This window comes from Pseudoalteromonas sp. MMG007, assembly GCF_018100985.1.
Lineage (GTDB): Bacteria > Pseudomonadota > Gammaproteobacteria > Enterobacterales > Alteromonadaceae > Pseudoalteromonas.
Map to the genome: position 1 here is coordinate 41,906 of NZ_JAGJEI010000020.1, position 18,982 is coordinate 60,887.

At 39.5% G+C, this 18,982-nt stretch carries 14 protein-coding genes; 11 read left to right on the forward strand and 3 right to left on the reverse strand.

Annotated elements, in window-relative coordinates:
- Positions 1-35: 35 nt before the first annotated feature.
- The 8 genes from pgi to J8L71_RS17610 all read left to right on the forward strand — a co-directional run bounded on the left by pgi (position 36) and on the right by J8L71_RS17610 (position 11,081).
- A complete protein-coding gene (gene pgi / locus J8L71_RS17575; RefSeq protein WP_211001665.1) occupies positions 36-1,682 on the forward strand; it encodes a glucose-6-phosphate isomerase in 1,647 nt (548 codons plus the stop codon).
- Positions 1,683-1,946: 264 nt separating this feature from the next.
- Entirely contained in the window at positions 1,947-3,419 is a 1,473-nt protein-coding gene (gene zwf, locus J8L71_RS17580) for a glucose-6-phosphate dehydrogenase (RefSeq protein WP_211001666.1), read from the forward strand.
- A 2-nt stretch (positions 3,420-3,421) separates the two neighbouring features.
- Entirely contained in the window at positions 3,422-4,132 is a 711-nt protein-coding gene (gene pgl, locus J8L71_RS17585; protein ID WP_211001667.1) for a 6-phosphogluconolactonase, read from the forward strand.
- A 336-nt stretch (positions 4,133-4,468) separates the two neighbouring features.
- On the forward strand, positions 4,469-5,173 hold the full coding sequence (locus tag J8L71_RS17590; RefSeq protein WP_211001668.1) for a SapC family protein: 705 nt from the start codon (positions 4,469-4,471) through the stop codon (positions 5,171-5,173).
- A gap of 127 nt (positions 5,174-5,300) precedes the next feature.
- Entirely contained in the window at positions 5,301-6,335 is a 1,035-nt protein-coding gene (locus tag J8L71_RS17595) for an isoaspartyl peptidase/L-asparaginase (RefSeq protein WP_211001669.1), read from the forward strand.
- A 96-nt stretch (positions 6,336-6,431) separates the two neighbouring features.
- Positions 6,432-10,319: an ATP-dependent RNA helicase HrpA gene (gene hrpA, locus J8L71_RS17600; RefSeq protein ID WP_211001670.1), complete on the forward strand. Its 3,888-nt coding sequence runs from the start codon at positions 6,432-6,434 to the stop codon at positions 10,317-10,319.
- 75 nt (positions 10,320-10,394) lie between these two features.
- A complete protein-coding gene (locus J8L71_RS17605; protein WP_211001671.1) occupies positions 10,395-10,775 on the forward strand; it encodes a response regulator in 381 nt (126 codons plus the stop codon).
- Positions 10,776-10,784: 9 nt separating this feature from the next.
- Positions 10,785-11,081 carry a PilZ domain-containing protein gene (locus tag J8L71_RS17610; RefSeq protein WP_211001672.1) on the forward strand — a complete coding sequence of 99 codons (297 nt, stop codon included), beginning with the start codon at positions 10,785-10,787 and terminating at the stop codon, positions 11,079-11,081.
- A gap of 83 nt (positions 11,082-11,164) precedes the next feature.
- On the opposite strand, the gene J8L71_RS17615 is transcribed toward J8L71_RS17610, so the two are convergent.
- Positions 11,165-12,355 carry a class I SAM-dependent methyltransferase gene (locus J8L71_RS17615; RefSeq protein WP_211001673.1) on the reverse strand — a complete coding sequence of 397 codons (1,191 nt, stop codon included), beginning with the start codon at positions 12,353-12,355 and terminating at the stop codon, positions 11,165-11,167.
- Between the two features lie 139 nt (positions 12,356-12,494).
- Here J8L71_RS17615 and J8L71_RS17620 point away from each other — a divergent pair, with 139 nt between their 5' ends.
- Together J8L71_RS17620 and J8L71_RS17625 are read left to right on the forward strand one after the other, a co-directional pair.
- Positions 12,495-13,151, forward strand: coding sequence for an HD domain-containing protein (locus J8L71_RS17620; RefSeq protein WP_211001680.1), 657 nt, complete (start codon positions 12,495-12,497; stop codon positions 13,149-13,151).
- Between the two features lies 1 nt (position 13,152).
- The gene (locus tag J8L71_RS17625; RefSeq protein WP_211001674.1) at positions 13,153-13,584 is read left to right on the forward strand and encodes a VOC family protein; all 432 of its coding nucleotides are present in this window, start codon (positions 13,153-13,155) and stop codon (positions 13,582-13,584) included.
- Here the strand turns inward: J8L71_RS17625 and J8L71_RS17630 are convergent.
- Positions 13,581-14,576, reverse strand: a complete 996-nt coding sequence (locus tag J8L71_RS17630) for a two-component system response regulator (protein WP_211001675.1) — start codon at positions 14,574-14,576, stop codon at positions 13,581-13,583. The genes J8L71_RS17625 and J8L71_RS17630 overlap by 4 nt on opposite strands.
- 17 nt (positions 14,577-14,593) lie before the next feature.
- Positions 14,594-17,914, reverse strand: coding sequence for an MHYT domain-containing protein (locus tag J8L71_RS17635; protein WP_211001676.1), 3,321 nt, complete (start codon positions 17,912-17,914; stop codon positions 14,594-14,596).
- Between the two features lie 310 nt (positions 17,915-18,224).
- Here J8L71_RS17635 and J8L71_RS17640 point away from each other — a divergent pair, with 310 nt between their 5' ends.
- Positions 18,225-18,923, forward strand: coding sequence for a SprT family zinc-dependent metalloprotease (locus tag J8L71_RS17640; protein ID WP_211001677.1), 699 nt, complete (start codon positions 18,225-18,227; stop codon positions 18,921-18,923).
- The last annotated feature ends 59 nt before the right edge of the window (positions 18,924-18,982 follow it).

Consider the following 18,982-nt stretch of genomic DNA (forward strand, 5'->3'; position numbering starts at 1 on the left):
AAATCAATTGATTGAAAGAATTAGAGGGTACTTACATGTCTAACCGAACGCAATTAGCAAGTTGGCAAGCATTAGAGCAAGATGCTGCAAAGATGAAACAAACACATCTTAAGACGTTATTTGCACAAGATGACACACGTTTCTCTCAATTTTCGACTCAAATACCAGGCGTATTATTCGACTATTCAAAGCAGCTAATTGATAACAATGTTTTTGCCAACTTAATGTCACTTGCTAAAGAGTGTGATATTGCCTCATGGCGCGATAAAATGTTTAGCGGCGAAAAGATAAATATCACTGAAGGTCGTTCAGTGCTTCATACCGCATTACGTAATCGTGCGCATACACCGTTAGTGGTTGATGGCGAAAACGTGACACAAGCTGTAGATAATGAACTGGCAAAAATTAAAGTATTTGTTGGAAAAGTACGTAGCGGCGAGTGGTTAGGTTACACCGGTAAACCAGTAAAAGATGTGGTAAGTATCGGTGTTGGTGGCTCAAACTTGGGGCCGCAAATGGCAACCGAGGCACTGAAAGCGTTGGCTGATGACACGTTAAATGTGCATTACGTATCAAACGCAGATGGCGTACAAATTTCATCGGTATTAAAGGCAATTGACCCTGAAACAACATTGTTTGTTATTTCGTCAAAAACATTTACTACCTCAGAAACCATGACAAATGCTAAAACAGCCGTTGATTGGTTTTTACAAACAGCAAAAGATGACACTACTATTGCTAAGCACTTTGTTGCGGTAAGCACAAATTTAGAAAAAACAGCCGCTTTTGGTATCGCGGATGAAAACGTATTCACTATGTGGGATTGGGTTGGCGGTCGCTTTTCACTGTGGAGTGCGATAGGCTTACCCATTGCTTTATATTTAGGTTATGACGCGTTTGAAGCTATTTTAGAAGGTGCGTTTGAAGTAGATGAGCACTTTAAAGCAGCTCCTTTTGAACAAAATATACCACTTATTATGGCATTGCTTAGTGTTTGGAATACCAGCTTTTTAGGGTATACAGCACAAGCTATTTTACCTTACGACCAAGCGCTTCATATGTTGCCTGCGTATTTGCAACAAGGCGAAATGGAAAGTAATGGTAAGCATGTTAACTTTGCAGGCGAAACAGTACCATATATAACAGTGCCGATTATTTGGGGTATGACAGGCATTAACGGGCAGCACGCATTTTACCAATGCTTGCACCAAGGGAATGTAGTTGTACCTGCTGATTTTATTGCCTCAGTGAAACCACAAGTAAATGTGGATAAACACCACGATATTCTACTATCAAACTTTTTAGCGCAAACAGAAGCGATGATGAGTGGTGTAGATGCCAAACAAGTGACAGCAGATTTAAGCGCTAAGGGTAAATCGCAAGCAGAAATTGATGAACTATTAAATCATAAAATTCATAAGGGTAATCGCCCAACTACATCTATGCTGTTAGACACCGTAGATGCAAAAACAGTGGGTAGATTAATAGCCCTGTATGAACATAAAATCTTCTGCCAAGGCATAATTTTAGAAATTTGTTCGTTTGATCAATGGGGTGTTGAGTTAGGTAAAGGCCTAGCCTCTAAGATTGAAAGTGAACTGACTGATAATAGCGTTAAACATGCTCACGACAGTTCAACAAATGGATTAATGGCGTACTACAAGCAGCATCGTACGCAGTAACAATTTAGCTTATCGCAAGATAAGCAAACCGAGTACCTTTGAACGGGTAGCGCTGGAGTTCTTAGGGTCTGTATTTTTGTGAGAGGAGATACAGGACCCCTAAGGCTCATTTAATATCGCAAACTAAAACAATAAACATCCGTACAACACAACAATTCAGCAGGCTTTTATACAATCATGCTATATAAGCCATCTAATCTAGCAATAAATAGGCATACCCGCGTTTATTTTAATGCACCGGGTATCATAACGTAGAGAGTAACTATGCTTAATCCTTTTGATATTATAATTTTTGGGGGCGGTGGTGACCTTGCGTTACGCAAATTGCTACCTGCAATGTACAGAGCATATCAAGAAGGTAACTTACCTGAAGGCTCACGTATCCTACCAACAGTGCGCGAAGAAGCCAAACGTGCTGAATACGTAGAAACAGCGCACAAAGCACTACAAGAATTTTTAAGCAAAGGCGAGTTTAACGCTAAAGACTGGAAAGCATTTTCTACATTTTTAGTGCCAGTAGTCTGTAACGTAACTGAAGCAGACGATAATTGGGACGTGCTAAAAGGTATTTTAAATGAGCACGATAGTACTAAATCTCGCGTATTTTATTTATCACTACCACCGGCTGTGTACGGCACATGTTGTGAAATACTATCAACTAAAGGCTTAATTACACCGACGTCTCGTGTCGTTGTTGAAAAGCCAATTGGTTACTGCGGCGATTCAGCTGAAGCTATTAACGGTAAAATTGCAGAGTTTTTTGATGAAGAGCAAATTTTCCGTATAGATCACTATTTAGGTAAAGAAACGGTTCAAAATTTAATGGCATTACGCTTCTCAAACTCATTGTTTGAAAATATGTGGGATGCTAAATCTATTGATAATATTCAAATTAGTTTATCTGAAACTGTAGGCCTTGAAAGCCGTGCTGGCTTTTACGATAAAGCCGGTGCACTGCGTGACATGGTACAAAACCACTTGTTACAGCTACTTTGTTTAGTTGCAATGGAATCGCCAAATAAGCTTAACGCTAATAGTATTCGTAACGAAAAACTTAAAGTGTTAGAGGCTCTTCGTCCTTTACTAGATGACGATGTTGATAGCAATATTGTACGCGGCCAATACGTACCGGGTGATTTAAACGGTAAAATTGTACCGGGTTACTTAGAAGAGCTAAATGAAGGTTCAAGTAAAACAGAAACCTTTGTAGCTATTCGTGCTCACATTGATAACTGGCGTTGGGCTGGTGTTCCTTTTTACCTTCGTACAGGTAAACGCATGGCTAAGCGCTGTGCTGAGATTGTGGTTGAATACAAAAAAGTATCTCATAATATTTACGAAGGTAACGTAGGTAATATCGAGCCAAACCGCCTTGTTATTCGCTTGCAACCTGAAGAGACGATTCAATTAACGCTTATGTCTAAGCGCCTTGATAATCTTGAAATGCAACTAGAGCCGGTAACAATGAACATTGAGCTTTCGCAAGCTTACAGTAATGGTTTCCACTCAGATGCATACAAGCGTTTAATGCTTGATGCGGCTGCAAATAACCCTTCGTTATTTATTCATCGTGATGAAGTACGTCAAGCTTGGAAGTGGATTGATCCAATTATTGATCGCTGGCAGGACAAAGGTAAACCTGCACTTTACCGTGCTGGTAGTTGGGGCCCTGATGACGCTGATGAATTATTGGCTGAAAACAACCATGTATGGTTTAACACCGGCGATAAGGTATAAACATGGCAACACTCGTTGAAAAGTTTTTTGATAATAAAGACGCGCTAACAGCTGAGTTATCAGCAACACTTGAGCAATCATTACGTGATGGCATTAAAAATGACGGCCGTGCTGTATTAATGGTTTCTGGCGGTTCGTCGCCAGCACCAGCGTACAAGCATTTATCAACGCTTGATTTAGATTGGCAAAATGTTGATGTTGCCATGGTTGATGAGCGCTGGGTTGAGCCAAGCCACGAAAAAAGTAACGAAGCGTTTATTAATAGCACGTTACTTCAAAACTACGGCAGTGCAGCAAACTTCATTACAATGAAAAACGATGCAGCAACTGCAAAAGAGGGCACACAAGCATGTGAAGCCGCTTACAGTGCTTTAAAGGCGCCATACGATGTAACTATTTTAGGTATGGGCCCAGATGGTCATACTGCGTCTTTATTTCCAAATGCAGAGGGCTTAGAGCACGGTCTAACTACTGAGCAAACTGTATGCGCAATTAACGCAATACAAAGTGACGTAACCGGTAGTATTACCGAGCGTATGACTCTTACATTAAATGCAATTGCAAATTCTAAAGTGGTTAAGCTACTTATAAGCGGTGAAGAAAAACTCGCAGTTTATAAGCAAGCAAAAGCAGGGGGGGAGGTAAACGATATGCCTCTTCGTGCTATACTAAACCACCCAAGTATTAATATTGAGGTGTATTGGGCACCCTAATTTAAGTGCTTTAAATTACCAAGACAAGGCAGCTTATTTAGGCTGCCTTTTTATTTGCCTAAATTTAATACAGGGCAAAGCTTAATTCTACCGTTTAACTGTTAACCAATGTTAACAGCTTTACTGTTTGTGTTTAAAAAACACCCATTAAGTGCGTTGTTTTTAATCGTATTTTATAAGTGTTAGCTGTACGTTTTTTAGCAACGCACAGATTTAGCTATGTTTTATTTTTTCATGGCGGTTGTCATAAAAGTTTCCCTTCCTTTTTTACTTCAAAAGCATTAGCCTAAAGGCATTAACAATGAAACATATAAATTAAAATAACGGAGCAGTAACATGGCGGAGCAACAAGTACAGCCTTTACACAACGAAAAACATGCCAACACTAAAATTCAAAACGGCATCAACGTAGAATTTATGAAAACTCAACATTTAGTGCCAGTAGTTGCACATGAGTTTGCACGCGTAGCAAATGAGTTCCCAATGTCATTCGTTAAAAATAACGAAGCTGGCACTTACCAAGCAGTAGCTATGTTTGGCCTAGAGCCAGGCGAAAACCTTTTTGTAGAAGACGGTAAATGGACTGCAGCATTTGCACCAATGGCAACAACTCGTTACCCACTAGGTTTAGTTAAGCACCCAGACCAAGATCAATACGGTATTGTTATTGATGAAGCAAGCTCACTGGTTGGTGAAGAAGAAGGTAATGCCTTATTTGAAAATGGTGAAGAAACTGATTACCTAAAACGTCGTAAAGAAGCGCTAGTATCGTTTATTGAGTTTTCTCAAGTAACTGAAGCGTTCACTAAATTCCTTGCTGATAAAGAACTACTAATAGCACAAACGCTAACAGTAGATATTAAAGGCGAGAAAAAAGACATCAACGGTATTTACCTTATCGACGAGAAAAAGCTAAACGAGTTAAGCGATGCTGACTTCTTAGAGCTTCGTAAGCGCGGTTACCTAGCACCTATCTACTCTTTCTTAACGTCTACTCACCAAGTAGCACGTTTAGCGCGTTTAAAAGCTAAACAAGCTTAATTATAAATACGTTAAATTTTAAAAAGCGCCTTAGGGCGCTTTTTTTATGCCATTAAACGTACATTAGTTGAAATCTTCGTTGTAACCCTTCAGATTGTTTTAACACTTAATACAAAAAGAGATCACCATGAAAAAAACATTAGTATTATCAATTATTGCCAGTGCGTGTTTAACGCTAAGTAATAGTGCTTTGAGTGAGCAAGCGCCGTTTGCTATTGCGATTCATGGTGGCGCGGGAACAATTGAAAAAGCAAAATTTACGCACTCGCAAGAAAAAGCCTACAGAGCTAAATTAAGTGAAGCAGTTGAAGCCGGTTATGCGGTACTTGAAAAGGGCGGTGAGAGCTTAGATGCAATAACCACTGCGATACAAATACTCGAACAATCACCTTATTTTAATGCAGGGCGAGGTGCTGTTTATACTTACGATGGTAGCCATGAGTTAGATGCGTCAATAATGGATGGACGAAACCGTGAAGCGGGCGCTGTTGCGGGTATTAAGCACATAGAAAGTCCAATTAAGTTAGCGCGTTTGGTAATGGATAACTCAGTACATGTCATGCTTAGCGGTCAAGGTGCTGAAGAATTTGCTAAAGAGCAGGGCGTTGAGCTTATCGAAAATAATATATTTGATACTGAACATCGCTATGAGGCACTTTTAAAAGCTAAACAAAAACTAGATAAAGCCAAGGCAACTAGTAAAAATTACCAAGCGGTACATAAAACACTTCCTACTGAATATAAAATGGGCACAGTTGGCGCTGTTGCACTTGATAAACATGGTAATTTAGCTGCGGGTACATCTACGGGCGGCATGACAGCTAAACGCTTTGGCCGTATAGGTGATGCCCCCGTAATTGGTGCAGGTACATTCGCTGAAAACGAGTCGTGTGCAGTATCGGCAACGGGGCATGGGGAATACTTTATTCGATACAACGTAGCGAGTGATATCTGTGCGCGCGTTAAATACCAAAATAAAACCATTGCACAAGCAGGTGATGAAGTTATTAATCAAGTGCTTGCACCCATAGGTGCTACGGGCGGGGTGATCATTGTCGATGCGAAAGGCAATATTAGTTTGCCATTTAATACCTCAGGTATGTATCGCGCCAGTAAATCGAACACCCAAGCAACTTACGTGGGTATTTTTAACGACGAATAGCTTGTTAAGTCTATAGTTATGCGCTTTGTAGCATTAACCCAGCGCATTTAGTTTGATACAATTAACGCTCTTTTATTAATATTATAAGGTGTGCGGGTGGTAAACCTAGGTCAGTTGTTTGGCGAGCTAAAAACGTGCTTAAAAAAAGATCAATTTATTTTTAAAAAGCGCCTACACGGCGCAAAAAAAATAAGCGATGAAAACAAACAAGCCAATGCCATTGAAAAAATAGCGGCCGACATTACCCGTAGCCAAGAAAACCGCGAAAAGCGTCTTGCTGGTTTGCCTAAAGTGACTTACCCAGAGCAATTACCAGTAAGTCAGAAAAAGGATGTAATTAAAGACGCCATAGCAAACAACCAAGTTGTTATTATTGCTGGTGAAACCGGTTCAGGTAAAACAACACAAATACCCAAAATGTGTTTGGAGCTTGGCCGTGGAGTTGATGGCTTTATTGGTCATACCCAACCAAGGCGTTTAGCTGCACGAAGCGTTGCTAATCGAATTGCTGAGGAAATGAAATGCGAACTTGGCCAACAAGTTGGTTTTAAAATTCGTTTTAGCGATCAGGTTTCTAACAACACCTATGTAAAACTGATGACCGACGGTATTTTGCTTGCTGAAATACAACAAGACCGGTTTTTAAATCAATACGACACCATTATTATTGATGAAGCCCATGAGCGCAGTTTAAACATCGACTTTATTTTAGGGTATTTAAAAAACTTACTGCCAAAACGCCCTGATTTAAAAGTTATTATTACTTCTGCAACCATCGATCCTGAGCGCTTTTCAAAGCATTTTAATGATGCACCTATTATTGAAGTATCTGGTCGTACTTTCCCTGTTGATGTGCGTTACAATCCAATCTCTGATATTAAAAAAGATGAGATGGAAGCAGAGGGCGACCAGCTACAAGGTATTTTTGATGCGGTTGATGAGCTTTGCGCAGAAGGCCCCGGTGACATACTCATATTTTTAAACGGTGAGCGTGAAATACGTGATACTGCCGATGCGCTTAGTAAGCGTAATTTAAAACACACCGATGTTTTACCGCTTTATTCGCGTTTGTCTAACGCTGAACAAAACCGCATTTTTGCACCGCATTCACGTCGGCATATTATTTTAGCTACCAACGTTGCCGAAACCTCGTTAACCGTGCCGGGTATTCGTTATGTAATAGATCCAGGTACTGCGCGAATTAGCCGTTATAGCTACCGTACTAAAGTGCAGCGCTTACCTATTGAACCAGTTTCACAAGCGAGTGCAAATCAGCGTATGGGGCGTTGTGGACGTGTTGAGGCAGGTATTTGTATCCGTTTGTACTCTGAGGATGATTTTTTATCGCGCCCAGAGTTTACCGACCCTGAAATACTACGTACTAATCTAGCGTCTGTTATTTTGCAAATGTTAGCACTTGGTCTCGGTGATATGAGTGAGTTTCCGTTTGTTCAAGCACCCGATAGCCGTAATATCAACGATGGTTTAACGCTGCTTGAAGAGCTACAAGCCATAAAACCTGCAAAAAATCGTGATAAAACGAGTCTCACACAATCTGGTCGAGAGCTCAGCCGTTTACCCGTTGACCCTCGTTTAGCAAAAATGGTACTGACCGCGCATAAACTCGGTGCACTTCGCGAAGTAATAATTATTGTCGCGGCGTTATCTATTCAAGATCCTCGAGAACGCCCACAAGAAAAACGCGCTGCAGCAAATGAAAAACATGGCCGCTTTGACGATCCAGATTCTGACTTTATTGCATTTTTAAACCTGTGGAATTACTTAGAAGAACAGCAAAGCGAGCTGACCAATAGTCAATTTAGAAAGTTATGCCAAAAAGACTTTTTAGCCTATATGCGTCTTCGTGAGTGGCAAGACATTGTTTATCAAATTAGCACTGTATGTAATGAAATGGGCATGAAAGCCACCAGCCAAGCGGCTGATGGCGAGTTAGTGCACAAAGCGTTATTAAGCGGCATGCTAAGTCATATTGGTTTTAAAGACGAAAAACAAATTTACAAAGGTGCACGTAATAGTCAGTTCCATATTTTTCCGGGCTCAGGTTTATTTAAAAAAAGCCCTAAATGGATGATGTCGGCGGAGCTGGTAGAAACCAGTAAATTATACGCACGTATTAATGCAAAAATAGACATTACTTGGGTAGAGCCACTCGCTCAGCACTTAGTTAAACGTAGCTATTCAGAGCCACATTGGGAGAAAAAGCCAGGTGCGGTTATCGCATTTGAGCAGCAAACTCTTTATGGTTTATTAGTTGTTAATAAACGCCGCTGTGTTTATACCAATATAGATCCAAAAGTGAGCCGTGAGCTATTTATACGCACTGCACTTGTTGAGCAAGAGCTGGGTTTAAATGAGCAGTTTTTAGCATTTAATCGTGAGCTGATAGAAGACATACAAGTGCTTGAGCATAAATCTCGACGCCGTGATATTTTAGTTGATGAGCAAACCCTTTATGAGTTTTACGATAAAAAAATACCGAAAGAAATTAATAACCGTGCGGCATTTTTAAAGTGGTATAAAACTCAAAAACAGCAAAATAAACACTACTTACACATGAGCCGTGAAGAGCTTATGCAGCACGGCGCAAGTAATATTACTGAGTTTGACTACCCAGATACGTGGCAACAAGACAACATTATTTTACCGCTTACTTATCATTTTGATCCGGGCCAAGCCGTTGATGGTGTTGCAGTACAAATACCTGTTGCGCTATTAAACCAGGTACAAGAGAGTGGTTTTGATTGGCATATACCCGCGTTTAGACACGAATTAATTAGCGGTCTAATTAAATCGCTTCCTAAATCGCTGCGTCGTAATTTTGTACCTGCACCTAATTATGCTGATGCAGTACTCGCGGCAATTGAGCCACTACAAGGCAGCCTAATAGAGGCGCTTACTACACGATTACTCAGAATGACGGGCGTAAGAGTAGATGCTGATGCGTGGGACGTAAGCGCACTTGCTGCGCACTTACGACTACAATTTGAGGTGCGTGATGAGCACAATAAGCTGCTTGCGCGTGGCCTTGATTTAGCTAAGCTAAAAGCACAGCTGCAAGGTAAAGTAACCGATACGCTATCAAAAGTAGCCGAAAAAGGTATTGAGAAAACAGACTTAACACAATGGGATTTTGGCAAGTTACCCGCCTCGTATGTTAAAAAACAAGGCCAATATGAAATTAAAGCATACCCTGCGCTGGTGGATAAAAAATCAGCGGCTGCAGTTGAGTTATTCGACAGTGAAGTAAAAGCGCAGCAGGCCCATCAAAAAGGCCTGCGCCGGTTAGTTTTATTAAACGTGCCTTCGCCAATTAAGTATTTACAACAAAACTTACCCAATAAAGCCAAACTTGGTTTGTACTTTAATCCATTTGGAAAAATTGCAGATTTAATAGATGACTGTATTGCCGCAGGGGTTGATAGCTTGCTTGTTAAGCATGGTGATATACGTGACGAGCACGCATTTGAAGCGGTAAAAGAGCAAATACGTGGCGAGCTCGGTGATGCTGTCGTATTAATTGCCACACAGGTTGAGCAAGTACTGAGCATCGCACATAGCCTTCATAAAAAAATGAAAGGTCGCGTCGATTTAACCATGATTACTGCACATGGTGATATTAAATCTCAGCTTGAGTCGCTTATTTTTAAAGGATTTGTAAGTGTTCATGGCGCAGATAAAATAACAGACTTGATTCGGTATTTAAAAGCGATTCAAAAGCGCTTAGAAAAACTTCCGGTAGATCCGAACAGAGATCGCTTATGTGTTTTAGAACTAGAAAAAGTAGCGCAAGAATACAAAAAACTAGTAAATAAAACACCTAAAGGATTGCCAATACCTGATGAGGTGACAGCTATCTTTTGGATGCAGCAAGAGTTACGGGTCTCGTTGTTTGCACAAACGCTAGGTACGCCTTACCCAATATCTGCAAAGCGGATTATAAATGCGATAAAAGAGATAGAATAAAACTTGCATTTTCTATTAAGCTTAGTACCTTAATAGAGGGATTTATTTTTGTTTTGAGAAGGAAGCGACATAGTTATGTCCTCATTGGTTGAACATAAAACAAAGCGGTTATTAGTGGTAGATGACGAGTATTTCAATTATGAAATGCTTAAAACAGCACTGACTTCGAAATTTGATGTAAGCTATGCAGATTCAGGGCAAAGCTGTCTTTCATCAGCTATTGCTAACCCGCCAGATATAATTTTGCTAGATGTATGTATGCCAGGTCTTGATGGCTATGATACGTGTCGAATGCTTAAACACACCCCTGAGACAAAAAATATTCCTGTTGTTATGGTATCGGGCCTTGAGTCCCAATCTGAAAAACAAGCGGGCTTTAATGCTGGTTGCGACGCGTATGTTGTAAAGCCGTTTTCTATGGGTGCTTTATTAGAAGAAATTAACACGGTTGTTTAGAGGATACTTATGTTTACTGACGATAAGCGAGATTTTAGACGTATGCAGGTAAATACGCCTGCAAGCTTGACTACTATTGAGCCAATAGCAGGGTTGAAATATACCGCAGAGTGCGTAGATTTGAGTGCTACTGGGCTATCACTACATTTGGATGATTTACTTGAGCTTGATACTTTACTGCAGGTAAATATTGAATCTACACACCCCAGTATTGCTTCGCTTAATGCTACCGCTAAGGTTATTCGTGCGAGTAAAGAAGAGGACGGCACGATTACAGCTGGATTAAAGTTTATACAATTTAATTAGTTAATCGACATACTCAATAAGCATTTAAAGTTGAGACATTAGTGGATTTGGATAACCCAATAATGTCTCTTTCGAAAATACGACTAGTAAACCTTACAAATTAAGCCTTTTAAGTAAAAGCCTTCAGGGTAGCTACCAGCAATAGGGTGGTCGGCTGCTTGATTTAATCGCTCCATGATTAATAGCTCCTTTCCTGCATCAAGTGCTGCATCAGCCACTACTTTTTGAAACAAATTCTGCTCCATTAAGCCCGAGCACGAGAACGTTAATAACGTGCCGCCCGGTTTTAATATTTGCATAGCAATCATGTTTATATCTTTATAACCACGGCACGCACCGGTTAGCTGCGCTTTGTTGTCTGCAAATTTTGGCGGATCCATCACAATAGTATCAAACTGCTTGCCTTCATCGCGGTATTGGCGCAATAGCTTAAATACATCTTGTTTCACAAAGTCGACTTTATTTAAGTCTAAATTGTTGTGCTCTACGTTACGCTTTGCAGTATCAAGCGCTGGCTGAGATACATCAACATTTGTAACGTGAGTACAGCCACCACGAAGCGCGTATAACGAAAATGTACCAGTGTAGCTAAAACAGTTAAGCACGGTTTTATCTTTTGAAAAACGCTCAAGAGCAGCGCGGCTGTCGCGTTGATCTAAATAAAAACCGGTTTTATGGCCTTCGATAATATCAACTTCAAGTTTTAAACCATTTTCTTCAATAAGGACAGGCTCTTTAGGCTCGTTGCCCCACAGTACGCCTTTAATTGGTTCAAGGCCCTCTTTAGTACGTACATCTACATCTGAGCGCTCATAAATGCTAGCGCCTGGGAAAATAGCCATAAGCGCGCCGACTATTTCACCTTTGTGACGCTCAGCGCCTGCGCTAAGTAATTGGCATACCAATACGTTATCAAACTTATCTATGGTCACACCTGGTAAATAGTCAGACTCTGCGGCACACAACCTAAAGCCTGTTAAGCCGCCTTCAGAAATAACGTGTTCACGTGCATCAAGAGCTCTTCGTAAACGGCGTTCGAAAAAGTGTTGGTCTATTACTTCTTTTTCGTCAAAGCTCCATACTCGTGCTCTTATTTGAGAATGTGGGCTATAAGCAGCAGTGGCTAAAAACTTACCTTCACTATCGTGAATAGTAACTGTGTCGCCTAGACCCGGTTTACCTTTAATTTTTTTGATAGCTTTTGAAAATAACCACGGGTGCTTTCTTTTTAATGATTTTTCGCGACCAGCTTGTAGGTAAACGGCAGATGACATAGGGCTTCTCAGTAGTAATAAATAAGCGCTGTATTTTAGTCAAGCAGGGCGCAACATACAATGAATGTTTTGCATGGCGGGTATAAAGCACGGTAAAGTACGGATAAATCAGATATTAATTAGTTTTTGGAATGGTAACGTGCCCGATGTAGCTTTAAGCCCCGATTTAGAAATACTTAATTCAAAATGTAGGACGTTTATAACATCATTAGTTCATGCTGATGTTGCCCACGATATTACACATATTGAACGGGTTGTACGCGTTGCTGTACAACTATGTAAGGCTGAGCAGGCAAATATGCATGTTGTGCTACCTGCAGCGTGGATGCACGATTGCGTGGCAGTTGCTAAGAATCACCCTGATCGCGCAAAAGCCTCTACGATGGCTGCCGATAAGGCGATTGAGTTTTTAAAATCAATTAATTATGACGAGTCGCTGTTTGATGATATTCACCATGCGATTGCAGCGCATAGTTTTAGTGCCAACATTGCAATTAAAACCATAGAAGCGCAAATAGTACAAGATGCCGACAGAATGGATGCACTTGGTGCTATTGGCGTTAGTCGATGTATGAAAGTAGGGGGCTCAATAAGTCGTTTATTGTATAACCCTGATGACCCGTTTTGCCTTAACCGCGAGCCAGATGATAAAACCTATACACTAGATCACTTTTATATAAAGTTGCTACATATTGCTACAAGTATGAATACGCCTTCGGCTAAAGCAGAGGCGCAAAGACGCACGGATTACATGCATGCTTTTTTAGAGCAGCTTAAATCTGAGATAGGGCAATAATATGAGCGCCCCTTTATTATCTGGCATAGATCACTGTCACTTAAATGTTGATTGTATAAAGGATGCGCTTGATTGGTACCAGAATGTGCTTGGCTTTAAAGTTGTAGAGGAACTCGCTTTTTGGAATGAAAATGGCAAGGGCCCGTTAACACTTGAAGATCATAATAAAACAACCCGATTAGCATTATTTGAAGGTGACGGGCGTAGTAAAGGGATTGCGTTTGCAGCTACGGGTGAGCAATTTGTAATGTGGTTACAGCATTTGGAGCAATTAAAGATAAAAACGGTATTAGCTGACCACGGTGTTACTTTTTCGATGTATTTTAAAGACGACAGTAGTAATAGTCATGAGATTACCTCTCATGACTATAAGTATATCAAGCGTATTTATAAAAATGTTGAGTTAGGCTCTCATACTGCTAAGGCTAATTAAACTAACTCTTGGTTTGCCTCTTTAATGGCAATAATATCATCGAGCTTTTCAATAAATAAATTGATCAAATTAGGATCGAAGTGACTGCCTGCTTGGGACTTCAAATGCTCAACAGTTTCTTCTACGCTCCATGCTTCTTTATAGGGGCGCTTTGATGTAAGGGCGTCAAATACATCTGCAATCGCTACAATACGCCCTTCAACTGATATTTCCTCACCCTTTATCCCATTTGGGTAACCTGTTCCATCCCATTTTTCGTGATGCTCCATAGCAAGGGTATGTGCAAGTTGTAAAAGGGGTGATGACGAATTGGCTAGAATTTGCGCACCTATTACAGCATGCTGTTTCATGTGCTCAAACTCATCGCTTGTTAAACGCCCAGGCTTTAATAAAATAGCATCGGGTATGCCAATTTTACCTACATCATGCATAGGGGCTGCTTGGCGTAACAGTTCGGCCTCAGACTCGTCCATACCTAGTGCTAAAGCAAGTACTTTGCTGTACTGGCTCATGCGGGCGATATGCTCGCCAGTGTCAGTGTCTTTGTATTCTGCAGCTCTGCCAAGACGATGTACTAAATCAACGTGGGCTTGCTTAAGTTGCTCAGCTTGAACTAACGATAAATGTGTTTTTACACGTGCTCTAACTATTGCAGGGCTAATAGGTTTAGTTATGTAATCTACAGCACCCAGTTCAAAGCCTTTAAACTCATCGCTTTCGTCACCAAGTGCAGTTACAAAAATAATTGGGATATGCGATGTTTTTGGATTGGCTTTAACTTTTTGGCATACTTCAAAGCCGTTCATATCTGGCATCATAATATCGAGTAATATTAACTTAGGAAGCTCTTTTTCAAGTAAAGCAAGTGCAGCATTGCCAGATTTAGCAAACGACATTCTGTACTGATTACCTAACACTTCACGCATTACTTTAAGATTTGCAGGCTCATCATCAACAATTAATATACGAGGCCTATCTGTGGAAAAATCCATTAATTAAATACTCATTCTTATGTTAGGTTTTTAAGTAAATGTTCAAGCTTTGTCTGTGCACTATCAAAATCAAACTCGTCAAATGCATCAACGATTTCGTTAACTTCACCTTGCAAGTTTGCTGATACGTTACGTTGTAGTTTGGCCAGCAGATCATCATTTAGTTCAGCGTTTTGGGCGTCTTGACTCAATGCTTTGCATAAGGCTTCTACTTCAGCAGTACTGAGTACGTTATCGTCTGAGCTATTTTTAACTGACTCTGGCTCAGCACATTCGTTACTAGCTAATAGCTTGGTAATCGTAGTGAGTTCATTTTTAATTGCATCTAATGTACTTATTAGCTCTTGTTGAGGTGGTTGTTGCTCTAATGTAGCTAATAATTTCATCAACGTTGTTAAGCCTAAATTACCAGCAACACCTTTTAGTGTGTGCACTAGACTGTGTACATCTTTTATATCAGACAGCTTTTCAGTGAATAAAATTTCAAAACGTTGATTACTGTCGTTAATAAATTTAGTAATTTCCGTCAGTTGTTTGCATTTTGATCCCCAAAGCATCAAGCCTTTGTCAAAATCAATGTGCTGCGCTTGAGGGTCAATTTGAGTGATTGCTACCTCCTTAGCAACCCCTAAGCCTAGTACTTGCGCTATTTCTTGATTTAGCTGGTTTATGTCAACTGGCTTATTGGCAAAGCCATTCATTCCAGCTTTTTTAGCCGTTAATTTATCTTGTTGTAACACACTGGCTGTAAGCGCAATGATTGGGGTGTATTTTAACTGTCTTTGATTTTCAATTGTTCTGATTTTTTGTGTTGCTTGTATGCCGTCACACTCAGGCATGTGTATATCCATTAATATGACATCAAAATCTTGCTGCTCGAATACTTTAACTGCTTCAAGGCCATTAGATGCTTTGGTAATAAGATGTTGATCGCGTGACAGTAATATTGAAAGCAACTCGGTATTTTGTTCTATATCGTCTACTACAAGTATCCTGAGTGCAGGTAGTTGCGTATGAAGGCCATCAAAAAAGTCTATTTTAGTTTCATCACCTATGCTTAACGGTAGTGAAAAATAAAAACAAGTGCCTTTACCAAGCTCACTAAATAGGTCGATATTTCCACCCATAAGCTCGACTAGTTGTTTACTTATTGTTGTACCAAGGCCTGTACCACCAAATCTTCTTGTTGTAGTTCCGTCTGCTTGTTCGAAAGGTTGAAATACAGCTTTGACACGGTCTTTAGCAATACCAATACCTGTGTCTTGAACTTCAAAAAATAAGTGCTGGTTTTGTGTTGTACCCACAGTGACAGTAACAGAACCTTTTTCTGTAAATTTAATTGCGTTGCCAATTAAATTAGTAAGCACCTGCCTTAAACGATCTGGGTCGCCATAATAGGTGCTGCTTACCGACTCTTTTATTTTTAGCGTTAGATTTAAATCTTTCTTTTTAGCCTCAAGCCAAAAGGTAGAAATAATGCTGTCTATGACAGGTTTTAAGCTAAAATGAACAGGCTCTATAGTTAGTTTGCCGCGCTCTAGTTTAGCGGAGTCTAAAATTTCATTTAATAGCCTAAGTAATGAGCGTGCGGCCTTATTTACTGTTACCAGATGCTTTTGCTGCTCTTGATTAAGCGGCGTATCCATTAATAAATCACTAAAGCCTATAATTGAGTTCATCGGCGTTCTAATTTCATGACTCATATTAGCCATAAAGGACTGTTTAGCGTGGGCGGCTTCTTCTGCCTTAAATTTAGCTTGCTCTAAGTTTTCTTCGTATTCTTTGCGCTCAGTTATATCAACTATGACACCATCAATCCATTTAGGGTTACCTTGAGAATCAAAATCAATACTCCCTTTATCTAATAACCATAAAATTTTGCCATTTCTGTGTCTAATTCGATATTCAATAGAATACTGAGACTTTGTTTCAACAGCTTTAGTGACTTCATCAACGATATTTTTTTGATCTGCTTTTAAGACCAAATCATTGAATTCGATACAATGCTCTATAAACTCATTGGGGTTATAACCTGTAAGCTCACTTATATTTGGACTAATAAATAACATCGTCCAGTTGTCATCAAACCTGCACCTAAATGCCACCCCCGGCATATTATCGATAAGAGAGCGGTACTTTTGCTCTTTCTCTTCTAAACTTTTTTGTAAAGCACGCTGCTCTGTCAAATCGGTAATAAAACCAACGTATAAAGGGTTATAGCCTGGCTGATTTACTTCACCTATACCTAAGCGAATAGGAAATACTTGTCCGTCCATGTGCTTAGCATATACATCACGGTTTATGCCTATTACTTTACCTAAATCTATATTCTGAGCGTTTAGAAGGTGATTATCGTGGTGCTTAGCGATGTTGTCGTCCATGAGTATTTTAACGTTTTTGCCTTGAACTTGGTGTTCTTGCCAGCCAAAAATTTTACTTGCAGCTTCATTAAAGCTTAAAATAATGCCAGTATGATCAATGGTAACAATCCCATCTATAGCGGTGCCTAAAATAGCGTTTAAACGAGATTCGTTTGCTGATTTATCTTCAAGTAGCATACGGTAGCGAACCATACCATTTATTACACCAACTACGCTCGTGATTGCTATAGTTGCAGTCGCGACTGCGATGGCGATAAAGGTTAGCCCTGCGGTTGCGTTAACATCATCGTAAATTAGAGGTGATGTAGCTACAAAACGTGTAGCGGCCATTCCCATATAGTGCATACAAGCAACGGCACTTCCTAAAATAATAGCGCTAATTAAGTTATTTTGAAGAGGTGATAAAAAAGGTAAAAAACGCTCCAGATTAAAGCGGCTATACAGAGCTATAAAGGAAAGGGCAACAGCAATAATAATCGATAAACCAAACATTAATGGGTCATATCTAAGTAAAGGCGCAAGATCCATTGCAGCCATACCGCTGTAATGCATAGTGCCAATACCAGCTCCTAGTAATACAGAAGAAATCGATAATACTTTTAAGTTACCTCTACTATTAACAAGCATCGATACAGCATACTGACACGCTACAAATGCTGGGATAAAAGACAGTAATGTAATTATTGGGTCATAATCAATATTAGTACACAGAGAAAAGGCGAGCATGCCAATAAAATGCATGCTCCAAATGCCCACAGAAAAAACAGTAGCAGCGGTCACATTAGCTAAACGCTGGTAGCTAGGAAATTGAGCTTCTTTTGCTAAGTCTATAAGCCGAGTGGTAAAAAAGGCTGCAAAAATAGCAACTAGCAACGACATTAAAACTAATAGAGGATCGTAAACGCCATTAACGATTAAGCTAGGATCTTGGTCTGTGATAAAAAAAGCTGATAGCATAATGGCTCAAAATATAATCTTTATTTATTAAGTTTAATCTAATTAATTAATAAATAAATGGTTAATTCAATGAACTGGTTAAAATAACGAATTTATTACCTTTCGTTTTCCTTTATTATCAGCGGTTAGTTTTTTAGTCGGTGTTTTTTATTATACAGTACCTATAATAGGACTGAATTAAACTTATTGAGCTATATTTAAGTTTTTACTGTACAACCGAAGTAAATTAATGAATTGGATTAATTAAGAAAGGGTATACTTTATTTAGTTTTATTAATTGTTGGTGAGTATTCTCGTCGCAATACTATTAATGAGTATGAAAGTGTTTGAATATCAGTTAAAGAAAAGTACAAAACGTAAAACGGTTGCTATCAAAGTGCATGATAAAAAAGTGACGGTATATGCTCCTCACTTTGTAAGCAATAAACACATCGATATATGGCTTTTTGATAAGCAGGCATGGGTCAGTGCGCAATTAACTAAGCAGCTTAATATAACTGACAGCAGGCAGAAACCACTTAAAGACAAACAAGTTTTAATATTTAATAACGTTGTAAATTTATCGTTCAAGGAAAGTGTTAAGTCTGAAGTAATAAACTCTAACGATAGTTTGCTTATTACACACTCTTCGCGTGTCAAAAATACTTTGCAAAAACACCAACAACTTCTTGAAGAATGTCTAAAAGAGCAGCTAACTGCATATATAGAAATGCGTTTAGCGTATTTTTGTCAGCAAATGGACGAAGAATTACCTACAAGTCTGAAAATAGCTATTTATAAGCGAAAATGGGGGAGTTGTAATAGCAAACGTGAGCTCACATTTAATTTGCATCTAATTGGAGCGCCTTATCATGTTATTGATTATGTGATTGTCCACGAGTTAGCGCATTTACGCCACCTAAACCACAGTACCGCTTTTTGGCAACATGTTGAGCGTTTCTTCCCAGATTATAAAGCATCATCAATATGGCTAAAGAAAAACAGTGTGAGTTTGCAATGGGTATATTGAAGTTAATCTGAATATAGGAATATAGGAATATAGGAATATAGGAATATAGGAATATAGGA